The organism is Bradyrhizobium sp. 190 (genome assembly GCF_023073415.1).
Classification (GTDB): Bacteria; Pseudomonadota; Alphaproteobacteria; order Rhizobiales; family Xanthobacteraceae; genus Bradyrhizobium.
Genome location: NZ_JADPJL010000008.1, coordinates 722,257 through 744,673, shown reverse-complemented (window position 1 = coordinate 744,673; position 22,417 = coordinate 722,257). Strand labels below are relative to the sequence as shown.

Genomic DNA, 22,417 nt, shown 5'->3' with positions numbered 1-22,417 from the left:
CGTCGCTCGCCGTCTTGTAACCCGCCTATCCCTATCAGCACGAAAGTTCCCATGGCTGGCCAGTGCGAAACGATCAAGACCGCGGCGCCGACCGTTGCCACCTCCAGCGCCCTGCCGATCGCGGTCCTTTCCGTCCTGGCCGCCATGGGAACGCTCGCGACCAACATCTTGCTGCCGTCGCTGCCACAAATTGCGGTCTCATTGAATGTCACCAGCGCGGCGGTTACATCAGCCATCACTGTCTATCTTGCAGTGTTTGGGTTGGGCCAGCTCGTGGTCGGGCCGCTTTCGGATCGCTACGGAAGACGCTGGCCGGTCCTGATCGGATTTGCCGTGTTCTTCGGCGGCAGCGTCTGGTGTGGCTTGGCAAACGACCTACCTAATCTCTTGGCCGGCCGCGTCGTGCAGGCTGCAGGCGCTTGCGCGACGTCCGTGCTGTCTCGCGCCATCGCCCGCGACATGTTCAGCGGGGCGGCACTGGCACGCGCGCTGGCGCTCATCATGACCGTGATGTCCGCAGCCCCCGGCTTCTCGCCCCTGCTTGGCGGCGCACTGGATCACAGCTTTGGCTGGCGCTCCGAATTCGCTCTAGTCGCGGCCTTTGCCGCAGTTGGCGCCATTGCCTACGGCATCATCCTCGGCGAAACCCACCATTCGATCCGCACTCCACTCAATCCGGTCGCCATCGCCAAGACCTATGCTGGCCTGATTGGCGATCGTCGTTTCGTTATCCCGGCTGCAACCGCAAGCCTGATCATAGGCGGCTTGTTCTCGATGTTTTCGGCTGCGCCACGCTTATTCATTGAAGCGATGCACTTCACGCCGATCCAGCTCGGCCTGTTCTTCGCCGGCACCGTCTTTATCGTATTCGCCGCCGGTATGCTGGCGACGAAATTGGCACCACGCTATGGGCTCGATGGCCCGATCCGGGCAGGATTGTGGGCGACAGCCGCGAGCAGCGTTGCGATCCTGCTCATCTCGATGACCAGCCCAACTTTCTTGCCGTTTCTGGGCGCGATGTGTGTATTTCTCCTCGGCATGGGCGTTGTCAGTCCACTGGCGACCGCGCGGGCGCTCTCTCCATTCGGGGAGAAAGCCGGCGCCGCCTCGGCGCTGCTGGGCTTCTGGCAGATGATGACCGCCGCAACCGGCGTATGGCTCGCCGCCACGGTGTCGCATGAAGCAATGTTGGCGCTGGGCATCGTGTTGAGCGCGTTTTCACTGCTGGCTCTTGGCTTGTACGGACGAGGCCCGAGGTCTTGATAGCTTCTGACTCCGCAGTGGTCTCTTTTCAGTCACCCGTCAGGTTTGTGAAGTCAGGCTTCAGCTGCCGTGGAATTCCGGTTTGCTGCTGCCGGTCGGGCGCTTCATCTCGAACATGTTTTCGGTCCTGACCTCGAGGTAGTCTCCGCCGCGGCCCGCGCGCAGTATGGGACGCGCAAGTCCAGTGTTATAGACACCCTCGATCAAAGTCTTGTCGATGTGCCAGAGCAGCATCTGCTCCTTGGAAAGGTCGGTTTCCGGATTGGGAACGCGCCCGCTACCACTTCTCGCCGAAGGGGCGAATCTCCAGCTCAAAAGTCCAGGCGCTTTTTGGCTGCTGATAAAGCAGCCAATAGGATTCTGCGACCGACGATGGCGGCATCAAGAGATCGGGATCATCCAGCGCGTTCGGGCCAAGCGCCTCGATCCGCCGCTGCCGCACCCATTCGGTATCGACGCCGGAATCGATGATGAGATGCGCGACATGGATGTTCTTTGGACCCAATTCACGCGCGGTCGCTTGTGCAACAGCCCGCAGGCCGAACTTCGCGCTGGCGAAGGCAGCATATCCCGATCCGCCGCGGAGGCTCGCTGTCGCGCCGGTAAAGAAGATATTGCCTTTGCCGCGGGGCAGCATCAGGCGGGCCGCCTCGCGGCCGGCGAGAAAGCCGGAATAGCAGGCCATCTCCCAGACCTTGCGGAATACGCGTTCGGTCGTATCCAAAATCGGAAAGTTGACGTTGGCGCCGATGTTGAAGATGCACACCTCCAGCGGCGCGTGCTTATCGGCGTCGCCAAGGAAGGAAATGATTTCCTCTTCCTTGCGTGCGTCGAGCGAGCGCGCGTGAATTTCGCCGCCGGCCTTCTCGATCTCCTTGACCAGCGGCTCGAGCTTGGCGCCGTTGCGGCGCCCGGCGAACACCGTGAAGCCCTCGGATGCGAATTTCTTGGCAATCTCACCGCCGATATAGTCACCAGCACCGATCACGGCCACGGTCGCGTTTCTCTTTTGCAAGGGTTTTCTCCCGGTCAGGTTAGATCTGTTGTCTGCGAAGTGGAGCGGCCTGCGCCGGCGGGGTTTCGCTACCCGCGCTGCGCAAGGACTCCGCGAGCTTGTGCTTGAGTATCTTGCCGGTTGAAGTGGCCGGCAATGCATCGAGGATGACGATCTCGGACGGCCGCTTGTATGAGGTGAGCTGAAATCGGATGAAACTCATCAGTTCCTCCGGTGTCACGCGTGACCCCGGCAGCAGTTGCACAAAGGCGACAATCTCCTCATTGCTATCCGCGGCACGGCCGACCACCGCGGACTGCACGACGTCCTTGTGTGAACTGAGCACCGCTTCGACCTCGGCAGGATATACGTTGAAGCCCGAACGGATGATCATTTCCTTCGCGCGGCCGACAATGTACAGGCAATCGCCGTCGAAGCGCGCGAGATCACCGGTATTGAACCAGCCCTCGCTGTCGATCACCTTGGCCGTCAGCTCGGGGGACTTATAATAGCCACGCATCACGCTGCGTCCACGAACGTGAAGTTCTCCGACTTCGCCCTTCGACAGTGGTATGCCGTCGATAGTTCTGATCCGGGCTTCTACTCCCGGCAGCAGCGTGCCGACCGCCTGGTCGGAACGCGGCGCATCGAAACGCACGCCAGATATTCCCGGCGAACATTCGGTGATCCCGTAGCCGTTGAGCAGCGGAAGGCCGAACTCCTTCTCGACACGCGATTTCAGATTCAAGTCGAGGGGCGCGCCGGCGACGGCGATCAGGCGTAACGAGCCGCGGGCGAGCTGCTTCACACCTGATATGCTCTTGTATTCCAGCAGGCGTTGATAGGTGGCGGGTACGCCATTGAGGATGGTAACGCCCTCCTCCGCGATCGCCCTGGCGGTCGCGGCAGGATCGTATTTGCTGACCATCCGCACCGTACCGCCGACCATCAATGTCATGATCAGGAGCGAGATGCCGACGATATGCGAGATCGGCAACACGAGATAGATCTTGTCGTCTTGATTCATCCTGCGGAAATGCGCGGTAGTCTTGGCGCTGATCAGCAGGTTATCGTGCGAGAGCATCACGCCCTTCGGGGTGCCCGTCGTTCCCGAGGTGTATATCAGCACCGCGACTTGTTTTGCGGGATCGGCCTCCACCGGCTCGACGGCTGCGCTTTCGTTGAGCGGACCAACGCCAAGCTCCGGCAGTGGGCCGATGCGCCGGTTCTCGGCGCCATAGCGCGACGCGTGAGCCGCGGCCTCCTTCGAAATGCCTGATGTGAAAAACATCCGGCGGGCACCGCTATGATCGCGAATCTGGTCCAGCTCGCGTGCGGACAATCGCGGGTTGGCGACGATCGCCCAGGCGTCGAGCCGGCTCGCCGCCAGCAGCAAGGCGGCGAGCGCAATACAGTTTTCGCTGACAATGATCATCCGGTCGCCCGGCCTGATCCCCAGCGACGAGAGGACGGCGGCGATTCGCTGACACGCTGATCCAGTTCGCCGTAGCTCCAGGATGCCCCTTCTTCGACCAGAGCGATCCGGTCGGGAGCTTTGGCAACCTGTCTTGCCGTAACTTCGTGGATGCGGCGCGGCAAGCCGACAGCAATCTCGTCGAGATTGATCGCCTCTGAAAGCTCCGCCACGACTAGCCTCCCGACCAAACCATGCCTACTTTTGCAACGCGGCACATTCGCCACTTACCTAACGTTCTTTTTTAGAACCCGTCAATCACTAATTCATCGATCCTGCTTCACGCAGTCTGAAGGGGCAACCTAACTGCCCTACTATTGTCTGATAATTGTCGAAAACCGTCGTTTACAATGGACCGTCCTACCGTTACGATTAAAGTATCAAATAGGAACTTAATGGGAGAAGCGGAATGGCGGAGAGCCGCGGCGTAGCGATACTCGTGGGCGCAGGCGACGCCATTGGGGCGGCGGTCGCGCGGCGTTTTGCCGAGGGCGGCTATACGGTTTGCATCTGCAGGCGTGATGCGTCCAAGTCGCAGGGGCTTGTGGCCGAGCTGAGGGCTGCGGGACATAACATTCACGCGTTCAGCGTCGATGCCCGTCAGGAAGCAGAGGTCCAAGGCATATTCGCGCGGATCGAGAAAGAGCTCGGGCCGATCGAGGTCTGCCTCTACAATGCCGGATCGAACGTCAACAAGCCATTGCTGGAGACAACCGAGAAGCTGTTCTTCAAGGCTTGGGAACTGGCCTGCTACGGCGGCTTCCTGGCCGGACGTGAGGCAGCTCGCGTCATGCTGCCGCGCGGACGCGGCACCATCTTCTTTACGGGTGCGACGGCCAGTGTGCGTGGCGGCCAGGGGTTTGCGGCGTTTTCATCGGCGAAGTTCGGACTGCGAGCCGTGGCACAGGCGATGGCGCGCGAACTGGGGCCGAAGAATATTCATGTTGTGCATCTGTTGATCGATGCCGGCGTCGACAGCGAGGCCATTCACCAGCGCATGAAAGCAGCAAAAGGGATCGAGGCAAGCGACATTCCCCCAGATAGCCTGACCAAGACGTCTTCCATTGCCGAAGCCTATTGGTTTACCCACCAGCAAAGCAGAGACGGCTGGACCCACGAGCTCGATCTCCGTCCGTCCGTGGAGAAGTGGTAACATGAACGCGACACCAAACCTGACCCTGTGGGGCGTCGGGACAAGCCGCACCATTCGCCCGCACTGGGCCATGCACGAACTGGACTTGGCCTATGAGACAAAGCCGATTGGGCCGCGAACGGGCGAGACCAAGACCGCTGAATACACCAAGCTCAATCCGCGCCAGAAAATTCCCCTATTGCAGGACGGTGACTTCTGCATCGGCGAGAGCGCTGCGATCGTTGCCTACCTGTCACGAACCTATTCCACGGCGGAACGCTCGCTGATTCCGGATGCCACCCGCGAGTATGCCGCGTGGCTGGAGTGGTGTTTCTTTATCGTCGCGGAGCTGGATTCAACCAGCCTTTACGTGATGCGCCGTCATCGGGCTGACGCGCTGGGTCCGATCTACGGTATTGCGCCCGAAGTCGTTGCCCAGGCCGGCGAGTATTTCCGCCAGCAACTGCGCCATGTCGAAGTAGCACTTGCAGACGGCCGGCAATTCCTGATGGGCGAGCGGTTCACCAGCGCTGACATCCTGCTCACGACCTGCCTTGAGTGGGCCATCGCCTATGGCGTCGGCATTTGCGACAACGCGCAACCCTATCTCGAACGCATCAAGAAACGGGAGGCCTTTCAGCGAGCCATCGCGGCAAATGCCCCATTGGTACCGATCACGCCGGCGCCGATCAAAGTTTAGAAACCGTCCGCCACGCGCGAGAAGGCTTCGGGGTTAGACCGCCACGCGCACACTGCGCTCGGCGACCATCTTGTCGATGGCGCCATCGTCGTAACCCAGCTCGCGCAACACATCGCGCGAGTGCTCGCCGACCCGGGGAGCAGGCCCGCCGATCGCGGCCTCATTGATCTCAAAGCGTGCGGCCGGTTTCGGCTGCCGCACCCGCCCGACCTTCGGTTGATCGAACTCGGCGATGATATCGCGCGCGACGACCTGTTCATTGTGGATGATCTCGCCTCGCCGCAGGATCGGTGCGCAAGGCACGTCAGCGGCGTCCAGGCGCTCCAGCCATTCGGCAGTGGTGTGCTGGCCGATATATTCCGCCATCTTGTTGATGCGCGCCGTGGCGTTGACCGAGCGCGCAGATGGGGTCGCAAACCGAGGATCCTTGGCAAGCTCGGGATCGCCCGAGGCCCGGCAAAACCCCTGCCATTCGGAATCCGAAATGGTACCAGCCGTGATGTAGCCGTCGCTGGTCTTGAACACGAGATCCGGTCGATCGTTAGGATCGGCGGCGGTGGTTTCCGCGCCCACCACCGTGTATTGCATCATGCCCTCGGGCCACAGATACGAGATCATCGCATCAAGCATGGCGACCTGAATGTGATCGCCCTGCCCTGTCTTCTCGCGGGCGTAGAGCGCCGCTGCAACCGCCTGCGCGGTGAACACGGCGGTAGTCTTGTCGCAGACGATGGTTCGGATCATCTGCGGACGGTTCGTTACCGGCTGCGACTGGATATCGGCAAAGCCCGACAGGCCCTGAATGATTGGATCATAGACGCGCTTCTTCACATACGGTCCGGTGTCGCCGACGCCGCTGATCGAAACATAGATCAAGCGCGGATGGCGTTGGCGCAACTCTTCGACACCGAGACCGAGGCGCTCCATGGTGCCGGGCCGGAAATTCTGCACCAGGACATCCGCCTGCGCGACCAGCTTGGCGAGCACCTCACGGCCGGCCGCGCTCTTGACGTCGATCGACAGTGAGCGCTTGCCGCGGTTTGAAGAGATAAAGAGCGCGGAGAACTCGCCATCCTTGTCGATCGTTGCACGGCTGCGCCGGGTGATATCGCCGCCGATCGGCTCGATCTTCAGAACGTCGGCACCCTGATCCGCCAGAAACATGGTCGCGAAAGGACCCGACACCACGCCTGTCAAATCGAGGACACGAACCCCGTTGAGCGGACCGGGCATGGCATTCTCCCTTATTATTACCCTTGCTACAGGGCGGACTGCGAATTTGGCTTTTGGTCGCGCAAGCCCTGGATACGACCCTGTCTTCCAGTGCTCACCCGACTTTTACGCCGTTTTGGGAACCGGCTGACTGGTCTGCTCGACAATCGACTCCTCGACGTCCCGAAGTTGGTCCTTGCCGAAAAACATTTCCTTTCCGACGAAGAAAGTCGGCGAGCCAAATGCTCCGCGGTTGACCGCGTCGGTGGTCCGATCGATCAGCCCCTTCTTGACGTCATCCTGCTGCGCACGCGCAATCAACCGGTCGATATCGATGCCCGAGGAGATGAACGCGCTCCGGAAGGTTTCGAGGTCATCCACCTTCTTCGGCTCTTCCCACATATGATGATACGCAGCGCGGAAATAGGGTTCAAACACGCCTTCGAACTGAGCCGCGACGGCGCCCCGCATCAACATCAGCGTATTGACCGGAAAGAAGGGGTTCTGCCGAAATTTCGTGATGTTATGGCGCCGAATGAAGCGCTGGGTTTCCAGCGCCTGGTATTCCGGCTTGTTCTTGATGCCGCGAAGCGAGTCGAACGGGGACATGTTGCCCGTCGCCTTGAAGATGCCGCCGAGCAGAACCGGGACATATTCGAATTTCACGCCGGTGCGCCGTTCGATTCCCGGAAGGACCAGTTCCGCCAGGTAAGCGTTCGGGCTGCCGAAATCGAACAGGAATTCAACTTTCAGGGGCATGTCAGCTCCTCCCGTAGAGCGAAGTGAATGGTCAGGTTTGGCGATCCTCTAGCCGATCCCTGACTACTTTTCGTTCATACAGTTCTAAAATTGAACTGTCAAATCTCTGCCGAATTCTGCTAATTTTAACCGATCGACGGGGTATTGTTTGGAATTGAGTACCTATCTAGAATGGTAGGGTAGCTGAGGTTCCCTGGGCGATTCGAGCGGAGCAGGCGCCAGGATGACTGGAGAGCAGGAATGAAATGGGATCAGCTCGAGGAAGAGCCATGTTCGATGGCCCGGACCATTGGTGTGATCGGCGACCGTTGGACGCTTCTGATCCTGCGCGAATGCTTTCTGCGCACGCGCCGCTTCGAGGGTTTTCAGTCAGCGCTTGGGATTACGCGTCACTTGCTCGCAGAACGGCTGAAAAAGCTGGTTCGGCAGGGCGTGCTGCGCCGCATTCCATATCAGGAGTCACCCAAACGCCACGAGTACATCTTGACGCAGAAGGGACTTGATCTCTATCCGATCATGATGGCGCTCGTGCACTGGGGTGACACCCACATGGTCGACGAACGCGGACGCCCCCTGCTGCATGAGCACCGCAAGTGCGGCAAGATGTTCGATCCCGTGATGGTGTGCTCGGAATGCGGCGAGCCGCTTTCGGCCAAGGAAGTTCATGTCCATCCTGGACCGGGCGCGCGGCCGGCCTCAGAGAAAGTTTCTCTCGACAAGAAGGCGAAGCCGAAGAGCCGCAGGCAAGCGGCGTAACGGCGATCATCAAGCCGTGTTTCACAGCCTGACAGACCGCAGCGTGTGATTGCCGTCACGCCATGAGAATTATGCCCTATGCTGCGCTGAAACGTCTTCCGGTAGCGGCCTGCTGGAGACGAATGGTGCGAGGCGGTGACGCCGCTCCATTTTCTGGATTTTGGGTCCGGCCGGGCACCGGCGGCGGTGCAAAATCAACCCTGATGGAGCGGCGTCGTGTCGTCGCCCCGCTCGCTGATCGCATCGGCCGACGGGAAGATGCTGTCGTATATCGCACGCGCTTCTCGAACTAAGCGGGCCCGCTCGAGCTCGGACTTTGGAACAAATCGAATGACTTCACCCATGTGCAGCTCCAAATTTCGGGTACTCGGTCGTTTGGATGACGAGTATCATTTCAATTAGATAGGGAGACCACCGCGGATTTGCCTCTCATCGGTGACAATAAAAGGATAAAAAACTCGTGAACACGGAACGGCGACCGGCGCCAATTCATCTGGCGTCACTTGCGAAAGGTCGAGCAAAGACCTCACCTGCCCGGTACGGCTTTGGGCCGAAAGCCAGCTCAGCGCCGGTATGGCTCACCCAAAGCGCGGGCGCCATCTGACCAGGCCTCGCCGATGCGCAACGGCATCGAAGGCGCGGCGTTTTCCCACTATGGAGCGCTGCGGAAGGCAGCGGCCCGGGAACGTGCAAGGTGAGAGGCAGGACGTTCATGGCGCCGTGCCTTCCGTTTTGATCGGCGATCGTCCGACGACCTCGACCGAACGGAGCGCGGGATGTCGTGCGAAGCGGGAGCAGAGAATCGCTGGATCGTGGTCCGGCCTTGCGTCGATGCCGAAGTCGATGGCCGCCCCTCCCTCGACATCGACCATCATCCGGAATTCGACCATCTGCAGCCCGAAGCGCTGCACATCGGCCAGAAGCTGGGACGCCGCGGCAAGCGAATCGGTGGCAACGGCCCTGAAGACGACAGACGAAGCGCGGCATGCGGCAGACGGCATTTTCTGATCTCCTCGGGCAGGACTGTATCGCCGAGTCAGCAGGTGATTTTCCCATTATTTTATGTGATATTCGTCTTTTGCAGAAGAATCGTCTGAATCTGTGGAGATCTACGATGAAATCATCTTCCCTCGCCAAGCCGCGAACCAAGGCGGACCTCGACCTGATCGATCGAAAGATTCTTTCGATCCTCCGCGACGAAGGACGACTGACCGTCAACGAACTGGCCAATCGCGTCGGACTGTCGTCTTCGCCATGCTGGTCGCGGGTCAGATACCTTGAGGAGATCGGCGTGATCAAGCACTACTCGGCGGTCATCGATCACGTCGCCATCGGCCTGAAGGATATCGTCTTCATCGAAGTCACGCTGGACAAGCACGACGACAAGGTGCTCTCCCGGTTCGGCGACGCCCTCGCAAAGATCCCGGAGGTTATCGAGGCCAATCTCGTCACCGGCGAATACGACTACCTGGTCAAGGTAGCGGTCGCCGACACCACTCACTACGAGCGCTTTCTTCGGGAGAAGCTCTACCGGATTCAAGGCATCCGGCACACGCGCTCGACCTTTTCGCTGCGGACCCTGAAGCTCGTAACTTCCGCCGATCCGCTGCTCGTCAATGCGGGGGTTTAGCCCGCAGGGGCGACAGGCCGGCGTGCAAAATCGTAGGATTGTCGGCGAGGAAAGCGCTACTGACCCACGCCGGCCGAGGCTGCGCGCGCGTTGCCTGGATCGCAGCGGTGCCTGGCCACTGCGTAGCAGCCAGGCGCCGGATCCTGCCTTTCGCCGTCACTTCTTGACGGCGAACACCCACACGACGCCGCCCTGCGGCACGTTATTCTCAAGGCCGGGGACCTTGCCCACCAGAGCGTCCTGGATGCGCTGCGCGTCGACGCCCCAGCCCGACTGGACAGCAATATACTGCGTGCCGTCCACCTCATAGGCGATCGGCATGCCCACGATCCCGGAGTTGGTCTTTTGCTCCCAAAGCAGTTCACCGGTCTTGGCATGGAAGGCGCGGAACATCCGGTCGTTGGTGCCACCGACAAAGATGAGGTCGCCAGCGGTGGCGGTCACCGAACCGAACAGTTGTGACTTCGGGAAATTATGCGACCAGACCTTCTTGCCCGTGGCCGGATCCCACGCCTGCAGTTCGCCAAAGTGGGTAGCGCCGGGACGGGGTGTCAAGCCGATATCCTCGGGCTTGGTCCCGAGCCAAAGCTTGCCGGGAACCAACGGTAGTTTTTCGCCGGTAAAACCGCCGCAGAAATTCTCGTTGGCGGGAACGTAGACCAATTTGGTATTCTGACTATACGCCGCCGACGGCCAATCCTTGCCGCCCCACAGGGACGGACAGAATTCGACGCGCTTGCCGATGCCCGGCTTGTGGGCGGGATCGGCAATCGGCCTGCCGTTCGGATCGATGCTCTTCCAGACATCGGTGTAAACGTAAGGCCAGCCGGCTACATATTTGATGCCCTCCGGCTTGCGCTCGAGCACCCAGAAGATCGCGTTGCGGCCGGGATGAACCAGGCTCTTGATGGTGCGGCCGTCCCTTTGCAGGTCGATCAGCATGGGGGCGTCCACCTCGTCCCAGTCCCAGGAATCGTTTTGATGGTACTGGAAGTACGATTTGATCTTGCCGCTCTCGGGATCAAGCGCGAGCACCGACGTCGAGTAGAGATTGTCGCCGGGATGAGTTTCACCCGGCCAGGGTGCGGCGTTGCCTGTGCCCCAATAGATCGTCCTGGTATCCATATCGTACGTGCCTGTCATCCAGGCAGGCGCGCCCCCCGTTTTCCAGTCGTCGCCACTCCACGTGTCATGGCCGAACTCGCCCGGGCCGGGAATGGTGAAGGTTCGCCACAGTTCCTTGCCGGTGTTGGCGTCGTAGGCAACGATATAACCGCGGATGCCGAATTCCCCGCCGGAACCGCCGACGATCACCTTGCCGTCGACGACCAGCGGCATCAGGGTCAAATATTGCCCCTTCTTGTAGTCCTCGACCTTGGTATCCCAGACCACTTTGCCGGTCTTGGCATCGAGCGCGACCAGATGATCGTCTGTCGTGGCGAGGTATAGCTTGTCCTGCCACAGTCCTACGCCGCGGTTGGTCGGGTGCAATTGAAAGAGGTCTTCGGGAAGCTGGCGTTTGTATCGCCAGTACTCGTCGCCGGTTTTGGCGTTGAGTGCGATCACCTGCCCTTCCGGCGTTGAGACGAACATCACGCCATTGTTGATGATCGGCGGGGCCTGGTGTCCTTCGACCACACCGGTCGAGAACGTCCACACCGGCACCAGGTTTTTCACGTTCGAGGTGTTGATCTGGTCGAGCGTGCTGTATCCTTGGCCGTCATAGGTCCGCCGATAATGCATCCAGTTGCCAGGCTCAGGATTCTTGAGTCGCTCGGGCGTCACCGGGCTGTAGTTCTCGATCGGGCCGGCGGCAGCGATCGGAACGAGGAATGTGGACGCGAGCAAACCCGACAACAGCCATTGCTTCAAGGTCATAACGCAACCTCCCCTTTGTTTTCATCTCACGAACTCTGTTTTTGTCTTGTCGTGGATCGATGGCGGTCCGCCCTCACCTGGATTGCGTTGCACCTACCTTTCCAACAAATGCTGCGGCCACGGTCAGTGGGCCGTCGTCCGCCACCAACGGAAGCGCCGGCAGACGCCGGGGCGCCGGTCCGAACACAACTTGCGCGCTTTGCCTGGGGTCAAATTCCGAATTGTGGCAGACGCATTTGAACACATCCTTGTCGCTGGATGCAGCTTTCACCCATGCGGTGATCGGACAGCCAGTGTGGACGCAGATTGCCGAATAGGCCACGACGCCGCCGGCCGCACGCGAGCGCGTATCTTCATCCAGTTCGGCCGGATCCAGTTTGACGACAAGCACCTCGTTCAGACGCGAGCCCTTGCGGATAACGGATGTATTGGGATCCTTTGGCCAGGCCCGCACCGGCGGTCCACCGGCTTTCAGATCCTGCGGCTTGATCACCTCGCCGGCACGGTCCCCTTCGGCGAAAACCAGCACGTCGGCTTTCTGAGGCCGCTCGTTGCTGCCCGGTGCATCTTCCTCGGCAATGGAGGACCTGGACGAGGCCAGGCAGGCCCCGGTGGCAAGAGCCGTCAGGATGAGTGCGCGCCGCGTCGGATCCTGACACATCGCTGTCGCGAGTTCCGCGTCTGTGCTTGTGATCGACGTTGTGGGCTGATCGGATTTGCACATGACACAAACTGAAGCAGGGAGTCGGTCAAAAAGAAGGCGACGGACAACTTTGTCTTTTGAGTAATGTTCCTTCCAGTTGCGTCAGCGAGTCCAGGAAAAGTCAGCAATAGTGGGAGTCCATTGCATTTCACGCGATCGCAACTGCCGACTAGCGCATCATGCATATTTCGCAGAACAGCTCAGCCTTCTGCGATGTGCGGTGCGTCATCGCGCGTGCGGCCAAGATCGAGAATTGCAGGAGTCGTCCCGAAGCGCACGCCGGCGTCCGTTGAGCGCAAATGGCAAAAGTCCGTACTGCGACGGGCCACGCGGAGAGGCGATCCCCGCGTCTTGTCGTCATGACGACGACGTGCAAGTTTGGCGACAGTTGCTCTTGCTTGTAGCCACTGCGTCAGAGTTGCTGACCAAATGCAAATTTTTGCCGATGCCCCGCTTTCGCCAAACATGCGGACGCAAATGTAGAACGCCTTGTGGCGACCGATCTGCCAAGCGCGGCCTACTGAACAACAGCCAATAATAATGATCAGGAGGATGGCTCAAAGAAATCCCAGCCAGATAGCAAGGAATTTCGAAGCGCCGGCGTTGAGCGGTCAACCGTAACGTTTTTCGCTCACGTCGAAGCTACCATCAGCAGCTTACGAAGAGCGAGGATCGATCATGATTACTTTGAAGATTAACGGTGCGCAAAAGAACTGGGATGGCGATCCCGATCTCCCGCTACTCTGGTTCCTACGCGACGAAATCGGACTGACGGGTACGAAATACGGCTGCGGCCAGGCGCTTTGCGGCGCCTGCACCGTGATCGTCGACAAGCAGGCGGTACGCGCCTGCATTACGTCGGTTTCCGACGTGGTCAATCGGGACGTTACGACGATCGAAGGTCTTCATCCGACCGGCGATCACGCGGTTCAGAAGGCCTGGCGCCAGCTCAATGTCCCGCAATGCGGCTTTTGCCAGGTCGGCCAGATCATGCAGGCGGCCGCGCTGCTGCTGGAAAATCCAAAACCCAACCACGATCAGATACGCGAAGCGATGGCGGGCAATATCTGCCGCTGTGGCTGCTATCAGCGCATCGAAAACGCGGTTCACCTCGCTTCGACGGGGGTCTGACCATGAACATCATCACCAATCCCAAAAAGCTCCGTGGCTTTGAGCGATACGTCAAAGTCGACAACGTTTCACGCCGCAGCATCCTGAAGGGCCTCGGGCTGGCCGGCGGCTTTGTTTTGGCCGCCCCTGTGATGTCACGCCCCGGCTTTGCCGCGTACAAGACCGGTGCGGGCGAGATGCCGCACGGTACCGTGGTGGACCCGCGCGTGTTCGTCGCGATCGCACCGGACGGCATTGTCACGATCGTCGCGCACCGCGCCGAGATGGGAACCGGCGTCCGCACCAGCCTACCGATGATCGTTGCCGAAGAGCTGGAAGCCGACTGGACGCGCGTTCGCATCCAGCAGGCGCATGGCGACGAGGTCAAATTCGGCAACCAGGATACCGACGGATCGCGCAGCACGCGTCACTACCTGATACCGATGCGCCAGATCGGCGCTTCGGCCCGCACGATGCTCGAAGGCGCAGCCGCGAAACGCTGGGGTGTGCCGGCGACCGAAGTGAAGGCGGTCAATCACGAGGTCGTCCACAGTGCGAGCGGACGGCGCATTGGCTTTGGCGATCTGGCAGCCGATGCCGCCAAGCAGTCGGTACCGAGTGTCGAAGGCTTGCGGCTGAAAGACCCAAAGGATTTCCGCTATCTGGGCAAAGGCCAGATCAGCATGGTCGATCTCCGCGACATCACGGTGGGCACCGCGCGTTACGGCGCCGACGTCCGGCTAGCAGGCATGAAATACGCCGTCATTGCCCGGCCGCCAGTGACCGGGGGCAAGGTCGCGTCGTTTGACGGGGCGGCGGCGATGAAGGTTTCCGGCGTCGAGAAGGTTTTGGAAGTCAAGGGCTGGCCTTGGCCTTCAAAATTCCAGCCGCTAGGCGGCGTCGCAGTGATCGCGCGCAACACCGGCGCGGCGATCAAGGGCCGCGACGCCCTGAAGATCGTCTGGGACGATGGCGCCAACGGCAAATACGAGTCGGTTGCCTACCGCGCCGAACTGGAGGAAGCCGCACGGAAGCCCGGCTTGGTGGTACGCAAGGAGGGTGACGTGGAAGCCGCCCTGAAGGGCGCCGACAAGGTGATCGTGGCTGAATACTATCTGCCGCATATCGCCCATGTCGCCATGGAGCCGCCGGTTGCAGTCGCGGACGTCAAAGGCGACAAGGCCGAGATCTGGGGACCGGTGCAAAGCGCAGGCGGAACGCGCGAGGACGTCGCCAAGACGCTTGGCATTCCCCAGGAGAATGTCACCGTCAACGTCACCCTGCTCGGCGGCGGCTTCGGTCGCAAGTCGAAGTGCGATTTCGCCCTCGAAGCCGCCCTGCTTTCAAAGGAACTCGGCGCCCCCGTAAAGGTGCAATGGACGCGGGAAGACGACATTCGCAACGGCTTCCTGCACACCGTCTCGGTGGAACGGATCGAGGCCGGCCTCGACAAGGGCGGCAAGGTCACGGCCTGGCGGCATCGCAGCGTCGCGCCGAGCATCGCCTCGACGTTTGCCGCCGGTGCGCTGCATCAGGCGCCGTTCGAACTCGGCATGGGGCTGGTCGACATGCCCTTCGAGATCGCCAACGTCCAGTGCGAGAATCCGGAAGCGGCCGCGCGTACCCGCATCGGCTGGTTCCGCTCGGTGTCGAATATCCCGCGTGCCTTTGCGGTGCAGTCGATGGTGGCTGAAATCGCCCATGCCACCAAACGCGATCAAAAGGATATGCTGCTGGAGCTGATCGGCTCGCCCCGGATCGTCAAGCTCGATTCGGTGAAAGACCTCTGGAACTACGGCGAGCCCTATGACAGCTATCCGATCGATACCGCGCGCCTTCGCAAGGTCGTCGAACTGGTCGCAGACAAGGGCGGCTGGGGACGGTCCGTTCCCAAGGGACACGGGCTCGGCATTGCCGCGCATCGCAGCTTCGTCAGCTATATCGCGACGATCGTCGAGGTGGCCGTTGACGACAAGGGCAAGCTCACCGTGCCGCGGGTCGATACCGCCATTGATTGCGGAACCTACGTCAATCCGGAGCGGATCCAGTCGCAGATCGAGGGCGCCGCGATCATGGGCCTGAGCCTCGCCAAACATGGCGCAGTTACCTTCAAGGATGGCAAGGTGCAACAGGGCAATTTTGACGATTGCCCATTGCTCCGGATCGACGAGTCCCCGGCCGTAACCAACGTCTACATCGCGCCTGCCGGCCCCGACACGCCGCCCAGCGGCGTCGGCGAGCCGGGTGTGCCGCCCTTTGCGCCGGCGCTGATCAACGCGATCTTCGCCGCGACCGGCAAGCGCATCCGCGCACTGCCGATCGGCAAGCAATTGGAGGCGTAAGGGGAACGTTAGGCCGACCGGGCCGTTTTCCTTGATCTGACAGGAGTTCAGATCAATGAAACCCAACTTAACGGCGCTCGCGGTGTCGCTACTGTCGAGCGTGCTTCTGTTGAATGCACAGGCGGCGACCGCTCAAACGACGTCGCCGCCGAGCGCAACCGCGACGCGGCCGGCGACGACACCGCCTGGGCAAACCTCCATGCCAAACGAAAGCCCGCCGGCCACGACAACTCAGACCACCGGCGAAGCCAGTCGCGATCCCGTCGTGAAGAAAATGAACGAGGACGAAAAGCAGAAGGTCGATACCAAGGGCAAATAGCTCCAGCACTGGTAGCCAGAAGCAACAAAAGGGCGGCGGCGAACGTTCGTTGGTCGCCCCTTTCTGATCTCTGGTCAATAACGAGCTGGCGTGGTGCCTACCGATCGCTTCTTGACAGCGAACACCCAGACGGCGACGCCCTGCGGCACGTTGTTCTCGACATCTGCATTATTGTGGGTCGCCAACGCATCGTGGATGCGTTGCCCGTTAACGCCTACGCTAAATCCGGTCGCCCTGACTCCGTCGGCAATACAACTTTGATATAGCCGGTTTTCACAGTCACTAATTCAGCAATGACGGCTGATCGACTACGGTCGCCCGCTATTGATTGGCGCGACGGCCATCAGTTCGGTCGCTGCAAACCCGTTCACTATCCGATGAGGTCCACCGTGATGCGCCTGCCATTGACGATGCTTGCCGTTGCCCTGATCGCCGTCCCCGCGCATGCAAGCGAGCTGACCGGGACCCTCCAGAAAGTCAAGGAAACCAACAAGATCATCCTCGGCATCCAGGAAGCTTCGGTGCCCTTCAGCTATCTGGACGGCAACCAGAAGGCGATCGGGTACGCCGTCGACATCTGCATGAAAATCGTGGACGCGGTTAAGCAAGAACTCAAGGTCTCCAACGTGACCGTTGAGACGCTCGCGGTGACGTCGTCCAACCGCATTCCGCTGATGATGAATGGCACCGTCGATCTCGTCTGCTCCTCCACCACCAACAATGCGGAGCGGCAGCGCCAAGTGGCGTTCACGAACTCACATTTTCTGTCGGCGACGCGGTTTGCCGCACGGAAGGCCGACAACATCAGCACGATCGACCAGTTGAAAGGCAAGCCGGTTGTTGCGATATCGGGCTCGACCAACATGGTGCAGCTCAACCAGGTCAATGCCGCCCGCAATCTCGGCGTCACGCCGCTGGCGGCAAAGGATCAGGCCGAAGCCTTTCTCATGCTGGAGACCGGCCGCGCCGCCGCCTACGTCCTTGATGACGTGCAGCTCGCCGTTGCGATCGCAAGGTCGAAAGACCCGTCTGCCTACATCATCAGCGACGAGGCCTTATCCAAGGCCGAACCCTACGGGATCATGCTGCGCAAGGACGATGCACCATTCAAGGCGGTGGCAGACCGTGTGACTGCCAACCTTTACCGAAGCCCAGAGATCGAGACGATTTACAAAAAGTGGTTCGAATCGCCGGTCCCGCCCAACGGGCTCAATTTCAAGACTCCGATGACGGCAGTGCTGCGCAACGCATATGCGCAGCCGTCGGATAGTCCAGACCCCGCAAACTACGACCGCTGACGATACGCTGCTGCAGAAGCCGCTGCCTCCATCGGCTCTGCCCGAGGCCTCACACGCCCTGCTCTCGCCTGTCAGCCGGCGGGCTTCATGCCGCCAGAATTTTCTCGGGCGCCGCCGCGGACAAATTCTGGCTGTCGGCAACCGCACGGTTGGTGAGTTGCCCGCGATGCACGTTGAGCCCGGCGCGCAGATGCGGATCCTCGATCAGCGCGCGGATGCCCTTCCCGGCCAGCGCAAGGCCGAACGGCAGCGTGGCATTGTTGAGCGCGTGGCTCGACGTCACCGGCACTGCGCCGGGCATGTTGGCCACGCAATAATGCACGATCTCGTCGACGAGATAGGTCGGCGCCTGATGGGTCGTCGGCCGCGACGTCTCGAAGCAGCCCCCTTGGTCGATCGCGACATCGACCAGCACGGCGCGGCGCTTCATGCGGGCGAGATGCGCGCGGGAGACGAGTTTCGGCGCACTGGCGCCCGGCACCAGCACCGCGCCGATGACGACGTCAGCGCCGACGATCTCCTCCTCGATCGCTTCCAGCGTCGCGTAGCGCGTGCGAACGCGACCGAGGAACATTTCATCAAGGACACGAAGGCGCGGCAGCGAGCGGTCAAGGATGACGATATCAGCGCCGAGACCTGCGGCCATCCGCGCGGCATGCGTGCCGACCACGCCGCCGCCGATCACGGCGATCCTGCTCGGAGCGACGCCGGGCACGCCGCCGATCAGCTTGCCCATGCCATCAGCCGATTTTCGCAAGGCGGCGCCCGCCGCCTCGATCGCCAGCCGTCCCGCCACCTCGCTCATCGGCGCCAGCAGCGGGAGCCCGCCATGGGCATCCGTCACCGTCTCGTAGGCGATCGCGGTGCAGCCGGATGCGAGAAGCCCCTTGGTCTGCGCGGTGTCCGGCGCCAGGTGCAGATAGGTGAATAGAATCTGGTTCTCGCGAAGCTGGCGCCATTCCGTCGGCTGCGGTTCCTTGACCTTGACCACCATGTCGGCGGTCGCGAAGATTTCCGCTGCCGTGTCCACGATCGCTGCGCCGGCCGAACGGTAGATATCATCGCTGGCGCCAATGCCAAGCCCGGCGCCTTGCTCGACGATCACATCGTGGCCATGCGCCACATATTCCCGCACCGACGCCGGCGTCAGACCTACGCGATATTCCTCGACCTTGATTTCCCTGGGCACGCCGACTCGCATGGTCTTGCTCCTGCATTGGAGGCTGCTGTCCGATGCCAGGAAACTACTCCTGAACGAGCAGCGCTTCTCTGCGAATTGCAGCTTGCCGGGAGCCGTTTGCGCAGATATTCTGCGCTCAGATCCTAAATGTTAGAGAATAGCGGCGTGATCGAGCTGGATCGTATTGATGTTCGGATCCTGGCTGAGTTGCTCTCCGATGCGAGGGCGAGCCAGATCGAACTCGCCGAAAAGGTCGGGCTGTCGCCGACCGCCTGCGCACGTCGCATTCGCCAGCTCGAGGAAACCGGCATCATTCGCGGCTATCGGGCCGATCTCGAACCGACCGCACTCGGGCTCGTCACGACGGTTGTCGTCACCATCACGCTGGAAAAACAGAGCGAGGAATATCTCGCCGCGTTCGAAGCGGCGATCGCCCGTTGCCCCGACGTGGTGTCCTGCCACCTGATGTCGGGCAGCGATGACTATCATCTGCAGGTGATAGCACGCGACATCGCGGACTTCGAGCGGATCCACAAGCAGCATCTTTCGCGGATGCCCGGCGTCGCGCGGATCCATTCGAGCTTTGCGATGCGCGAAGTGGTTCGCAGGGCGATCCCTGAAACGGCATTGCAGCGTTAGCCCCGCCAATCGTCGTCTATCCCCCAGAGAAGGTGGGCTCTAACCCGCTTCGGCGGATTTTCCACCCTTCCCGAACACGCGGCTCGCAAGCACGTCCGACGCCTCAATTGACCTGATATCGTCCGCTGTCAGGATATGATCGAGATCGGCGACGAGGCGGTTGGCCTGGCGTAGCCGCAGACGATCCAATGCATTGCGGATCGAGCGTGCGTTGGAGAACAGCGGCTGGTTCCTGCGCAATGCGATGTAGCGAACAAATTCTGCACGCGCATCCGGAGTGAATCCGTAGTTCATGTCTCGCAGCATCAGCTCTGCGATGGCGAGCAACTCATCGTCGGCATAATCCGGAAAGTCGATGTGGTGTGCGATCCGCGAACGGAAGCCGGGATTGCTGGCGAAAAATTTGTCCATGCGGTCGCCGTAGCCGGCGAGGATCACCACCAGATCCTCGCGCTGCGTTTCCATCACCTGCAGCAGGATCTCTATAGCCTCCTGGCCATAGTCGCGCTCGTTGTCGGGCCGGTGCAGATAATAAGCCTCGTCGATGAACAGCACGCCGCCCATCGCCTTCTTCAGGATCTCCTTGGTCTTCGGCGCGGTGTGGCCGATATATTGCCCGACCAATTCGTCGCGCGTGACCGACACCACTTGGCCGCGGCGCACGAAGCCGAGCCTGTGCAGGATGCTGGCGATCCGCAGCGCCACCGTCGTCTTTCCGGTGCCGGGATTTCCCGTAAACGACATGTGCAGCGTCGGCGCGCCCGACGCCAGTCCCATGCGCTTGCGGATACGTTCAATCAGAAGCAGCGACGCAATCTCGCGGATACGCGTCTTTACGGGTTTCAAACCGATCAGTTCGCGGTCGAGCTGCGAGAGGATTTCCTCGATGCCGACGGCTTCGAGTTCATCGCGCAGGTTGACCGCATCAGTCATTGGGGTGGTATCCACGTCCATCTGCTAACCTCAATGCGCTGCACGCTTCGTTTCGGAAAAGACTCCGTCGCCGCTTCCGCAGCGACGGAGCAGTGCATCCGGCAGACGCAGGCACGTTCAGGGAGAACTCGTCTGCCGGACCGAACGCCTGCCTAATCGTAGCGCCGGCCCTCCGGACGATCGGCGGCATATGATCTGGTCGTGTAGCGAATATTGCGCCCGGCCATTTCATGCCGCTCGAGGCGGAAGCCAGGCTCCTCCTTCGGCCGGTTGACGATGAAGGACAGCCGCACCGATTCCCAGCCATGGCTGGAGTCGAACGCCGACAGGCGGATGTAGCTGTTACCATATACCTTGCGGCATTCATTCAGTTCCATCATCACGCCGGCGGCGTCGCGGAGATCGAACATCGGCAAGCCCCACATCTCCCAGAAATGGTTGCGGGGATGCGGATCGTCGGTGAATTCGATGTTCACCGCCCAGCCCTGCTCCAGGCAATACTGGACCTGGCGGGAAATCTGCTCGTCGGTGAGATCGGGCAGGAACGAGAAGCAGCCTTGGGTAATGCGCATGGTTTCCACTCCTTACATCGCGACAGACGGGGTGGGGACGTAGTCCGGCATATCCGTCGATTCATAGTTGAAGGTGACGTCCTTCCAGACCTCGAGCGCCGACTTCAACGGCGTGCAGGTCTCCGCCGCCTTGGCCAGAATCTCGGGGCCCTCGTGCAGGTAGTCGCGGCCTTCATTGCGGGCGAGGATCATCGCTTCCAGCGCGACGCGGTTGGCGGTCGCGCCGGCCTGAATGCCCATGGGGTGGCCGATAGTGCCGCCGCCGAACTGCAGGATGACGTCTTCGCCGAGATGATCGAGCAGCTGATGCATCTGGCCGGCATGGATGCCGCCCGATGCCACCGGCATCAGCTTGTTGAGGCTGGCCCAGTGCTGGTCGAAGAACACCCCGTGCTCCAGCCGCGCCGGATTGTAGTCCTCGCGGCAGATGTCGTAATAGCCGCGCGTGGTTGCCGGATCGCCCTCCAGCTTGCCGACCACCGTGCCGGCATGGATGTGATCCACACCGGCAAGCCGCATCCATTTCGCGATGACGCGGAACGAGACACCGTGGCTGCGCTGTCTTGTGTAGGTCGAGTGCCCTGCCCTGTGCAGATGCAGGATCATGTCGTTGCGCCGCGCCCATTTCGCCATCGACTGGATCGCGGTGTAGCCGATCACGAGATCGATCATGATGATGACCGAGCCGAGCTCCTTGGCGAATTCGGCACGCTCGTACATGTCTTCCATGGTACCCGCGGTGACGTTGAGATATGTGCCCTTGATCTCGCCCGACGCCGCCTGCGCCTTGTTGACGGCCTCCATGCAGTACAGAAAACGCTCCCGCCAGTGCATGAAGGGCTGAGAGTTGATGTTCTCGTCATCCTTGGTGAAGTCGAGCCCGCCCTTCAGCGCCTCATAGACCACACGTCCATAATTGCGGCCGGATAGGCCGAGCTTCGGCTTCACGGTGGCGCCGAGCAACGGCCGGCCGAACTTGTCCATCCGCTCGCGTTCGACCACGATTCCGGTCGCCGGTCCCTGGAAGGTCTTCACATAGGCCACCGGCAACCGCATGTCCTCGAGCCGCAAGGCCTTCAGCGGCTTGAAGCCGAACACGTTGCCGATGATCGAGGCCGACAAATTGGCGATCGAACCGGGCTCGAACAGATCGATGTCGTAGGCGATGTAGGCGAAATATTGCCCCGGTGAATTCGGCACGGGATCAACGCGGTAGCACTTCGCGCGATATTTTTCGGCCGCCGTCAGCCGGTCGGTCCACACCACGGTCCAGGTCGCGGTGGAGGATTCGCCCGCCACTGCCGCCGAAGCTTCGATCGGATCGACACCGTCCTGCGGCGTAACCCTGAACAGCGCGATGACGTCCGTGTCCTTCGGAACGTAATCGGGCTCCCAATAGCCCATCTTCTTGTATTCCATGACGCCGGACTTGTAGCGATCCTTGCCGCGAACGGTCATCGAATGCATGTTCATGTTGTTCTCCTCAGGTGGTGAGCGGCGATTGGTTGGGATCGAGGCGGTCA

The 22,417-nt window shown here is 60.9% G+C and carries 24 protein-coding genes; 11 read left to right on the top strand and 13 right to left on the bottom strand.

The window, feature by feature from the left end:
- Positions 1–51 precede the first annotated feature (51 nt).
- Complete coding sequence (locus IVB22_RS07415; protein ID WP_247516636.1) at positions 52–1,263, top strand: multidrug effflux MFS transporter; 1,212 nt, start codon at positions 52–54, stop codon at positions 1,261–1,263.
- A 60-nt stretch (positions 1,264–1,323) separates the two neighbouring features.
- Here IVB22_RS07415 and IVB22_RS07410 read toward each other — a convergent pair whose 3' ends face one another.
- Genes IVB22_RS07410 through IVB22_RS07395 form a run of 4 tightly spaced genes read right to left on the bottom strand, consistent with a single transcriptional unit; the run spans position 1,324 to position 3,904 of the window.
- On the bottom strand, positions 1,324–1,497 hold the full coding sequence (locus IVB22_RS07410; RefSeq protein ID WP_308200358.1) for a hypothetical protein: 174 nt from the start codon (positions 1,495–1,497) through the stop codon (positions 1,324–1,326).
- Between the two features lie 43 nt (positions 1,498–1,540).
- A complete protein-coding gene (locus IVB22_RS07405) occupies positions 1,541–2,278 on the bottom strand; it encodes an SDR family oxidoreductase (protein ID WP_247516635.1) in 738 nt (245 codons plus the stop codon).
- A 19-nt stretch (positions 2,279–2,297) separates the two neighbouring features.
- Positions 2,298–3,692, bottom strand: a complete 1,395-nt coding sequence (locus IVB22_RS07400; RefSeq protein ID WP_247516634.1) for a class I adenylate-forming enzyme family protein — start codon at positions 3,690–3,692, stop codon at positions 2,298–2,300.
- A complete protein-coding gene (locus IVB22_RS07395) occupies positions 3,689–3,904 on the bottom strand; it encodes a hypothetical protein (RefSeq protein WP_247516633.1) in 216 nt (71 codons plus the stop codon). The genes IVB22_RS07400 and IVB22_RS07395 overlap by 4 nt, the downstream gene beginning before the upstream one ends.
- Positions 3,905–4,140: 236 nt before the next feature.
- Here IVB22_RS07395 and IVB22_RS07390 point away from each other — a divergent pair, with 236 nt between their 5' ends.
- A complete protein-coding gene (locus IVB22_RS07390; protein ID WP_247516632.1) occupies positions 4,141–4,884 on the top strand; it encodes an SDR family NAD(P)-dependent oxidoreductase in 744 nt (247 codons plus the stop codon).
- 1 nt (position 4,885) lies between these two features.
- Positions 4,886–5,563 (top strand): glutathione S-transferase family protein, encoded by a 678-nt coding sequence (locus tag IVB22_RS07385; protein WP_247516631.1) that lies wholly within the window; start codon positions 4,886–4,888, stop codon positions 5,561–5,563.
- Between the two features lie 33 nt (positions 5,564–5,596).
- On the opposite strand, the gene IVB22_RS07380 is transcribed toward IVB22_RS07385, so the two are convergent.
- The gene (locus IVB22_RS07380) at positions 5,597–6,796 is read right to left on the bottom strand and encodes a CaiB/BaiF CoA-transferase family protein (protein ID WP_247516630.1); all 1,200 of its coding nucleotides are present in this window, start codon (positions 6,794–6,796) and stop codon (positions 5,597–5,599) included.
- A gap of 105 nt (positions 6,797–6,901) precedes the next feature.
- Positions 6,902–7,534, bottom strand: a complete 633-nt coding sequence (locus tag IVB22_RS07375; RefSeq protein ID WP_247516629.1) for a 2-hydroxychromene-2-carboxylate isomerase — start codon at positions 7,532–7,534, stop codon at positions 6,902–6,904.
- 240 nt (positions 7,535–7,774) lie between these two features.
- On the opposite strand from IVB22_RS07375, the gene IVB22_RS07370 reads away from it, so the two are divergent.
- Positions 7,775–8,290 carry a helix-turn-helix domain-containing protein gene (locus IVB22_RS07370; RefSeq protein ID WP_247516628.1) on the top strand — a complete coding sequence of 172 codons (516 nt, stop codon included), beginning with the start codon at positions 7,775–7,777 and terminating at the stop codon, positions 8,288–8,290.
- Between the two features lie 194 nt (positions 8,291–8,484).
- Here the strand turns inward: IVB22_RS07370 and IVB22_RS07365 are convergent, their stop codons facing one another.
- Entirely contained in the window at positions 8,485–8,634 is a 150-nt protein-coding gene (locus tag IVB22_RS07365) for a hypothetical protein (protein ID WP_247516627.1), read from the bottom strand.
- Between the two features lie 432 nt (positions 8,635–9,066).
- Between IVB22_RS07365 and IVB22_RS07360 the strand changes: the two genes are divergently transcribed.
- Together IVB22_RS07360 and IVB22_RS07355 are read left to right on the top strand one after the other, a co-directional pair.
- Positions 9,067–9,387, top strand: a complete 321-nt coding sequence (locus IVB22_RS07360; protein WP_247516626.1) for a hypothetical protein — start codon at positions 9,067–9,069, stop codon at positions 9,385–9,387.
- A gap of 17 nt (positions 9,388–9,404) precedes the next feature.
- Positions 9,405–9,920, top strand: coding sequence for an Lrp/AsnC family transcriptional regulator (locus IVB22_RS07355; protein ID WP_247516625.1), 516 nt, complete (start codon positions 9,405–9,407; stop codon positions 9,918–9,920).
- Between the two features lie 156 nt (positions 9,921–10,076).
- Here IVB22_RS07355 and IVB22_RS07350 read toward each other — a convergent pair whose 3' ends face one another.
- Positions 10,077–11,798, bottom strand: a complete 1,722-nt coding sequence (locus tag IVB22_RS07350) for a methanol/ethanol family PQQ-dependent dehydrogenase (protein ID WP_247516624.1) — start codon at positions 11,796–11,798, stop codon at positions 10,077–10,079.
- Positions 11,799–11,871: 73 nt separating this feature from the next.
- The gene (locus IVB22_RS07345; protein ID WP_247516623.1) at positions 11,872–12,459 is read right to left on the bottom strand and encodes a ubiquinol-cytochrome c reductase iron-sulfur subunit; all 588 of its coding nucleotides are present in this window, start codon (positions 12,457–12,459) and stop codon (positions 11,872–11,874) included.
- Positions 12,460–13,179: 720 nt separating this feature from the next.
- Here IVB22_RS07345 and IVB22_RS07340 point away from each other — a divergent pair.
- The 4 genes from IVB22_RS07340 (at position 13,180) to IVB22_RS07325 (ending at position 17,570) form a co-directional block, all read left to right on the top strand.
- The gene (locus tag IVB22_RS07340) at positions 13,180–13,632 is read left to right on the top strand and encodes a (2Fe-2S)-binding protein (protein ID WP_247516622.1); all 453 of its coding nucleotides are present in this window, start codon (positions 13,180–13,182) and stop codon (positions 13,630–13,632) included.
- Positions 13,633–13,634: 2 nt separating this feature from the next.
- Positions 13,635–15,953 carry a xanthine dehydrogenase family protein molybdopterin-binding subunit gene (locus IVB22_RS07335; RefSeq protein ID WP_247516621.1) on the top strand — a complete coding sequence of 773 codons (2,319 nt, stop codon included), beginning with the start codon at positions 13,635–13,637 and terminating at the stop codon, positions 15,951–15,953.
- A 55-nt stretch (positions 15,954–16,008) separates the two neighbouring features.
- Positions 16,009–16,272, top strand: coding sequence for a hypothetical protein (locus tag IVB22_RS07330; RefSeq protein WP_247516620.1), 264 nt, complete (start codon positions 16,009–16,011; stop codon positions 16,270–16,272).
- A gap of 392 nt (positions 16,273–16,664) precedes the next feature.
- A complete protein-coding gene (locus IVB22_RS07325; RefSeq protein ID WP_247516971.1) occupies positions 16,665–17,570 on the top strand; it encodes an amino acid ABC transporter substrate-binding protein in 906 nt (301 codons plus the stop codon).
- Between the two features lie 85 nt (positions 17,571–17,655).
- Here the strand turns inward: IVB22_RS07325 and ald are convergent, their stop codons facing one another.
- The gene (gene ald, locus IVB22_RS07320; protein WP_247516619.1) at positions 17,656–18,771 is read right to left on the bottom strand and encodes an alanine dehydrogenase; all 1,116 of its coding nucleotides are present in this window, start codon (positions 18,769–18,771) and stop codon (positions 17,656–17,658) included.
- Between the two features lie 126 nt (positions 18,772–18,897).
- Here ald and IVB22_RS07315 point away from each other — a divergent pair, with 126 nt between their 5' ends.
- A complete protein-coding gene (locus IVB22_RS07315; protein WP_247516618.1) occupies positions 18,898–19,389 on the top strand; it encodes an Lrp/AsnC family transcriptional regulator in 492 nt (163 codons plus the stop codon).
- A 39-nt stretch (positions 19,390–19,428) separates the two neighbouring features.
- Here IVB22_RS07315 and cbbX read toward each other — a convergent pair whose 3' ends face one another.
- From cbbX to IVB22_RS07300, 3 genes are all read right to left on the bottom strand, one after another.
- On the bottom strand, positions 19,429–20,322 hold the full coding sequence (gene cbbX / locus IVB22_RS07310; RefSeq protein ID WP_247516617.1) for a CbbX protein: 894 nt from the start codon (positions 20,320–20,322) through the stop codon (positions 19,429–19,431).
- 152 nt (positions 20,323–20,474) lie between these two features.
- On the bottom strand, positions 20,475–20,894 hold the full coding sequence (locus IVB22_RS07305; protein WP_247516616.1) for a ribulose bisphosphate carboxylase small subunit: 420 nt from the start codon (positions 20,892–20,894) through the stop codon (positions 20,475–20,477).
- A gap of 12 nt (positions 20,895–20,906) precedes the next feature.
- Positions 20,907–22,367, bottom strand: a complete 1,461-nt coding sequence (locus IVB22_RS07300) for a form I ribulose bisphosphate carboxylase large subunit (RefSeq protein WP_247516615.1) — start codon at positions 22,365–22,367, stop codon at positions 20,907–20,909.
- Positions 22,368–22,417: the final 50 nt, after the last annotated feature.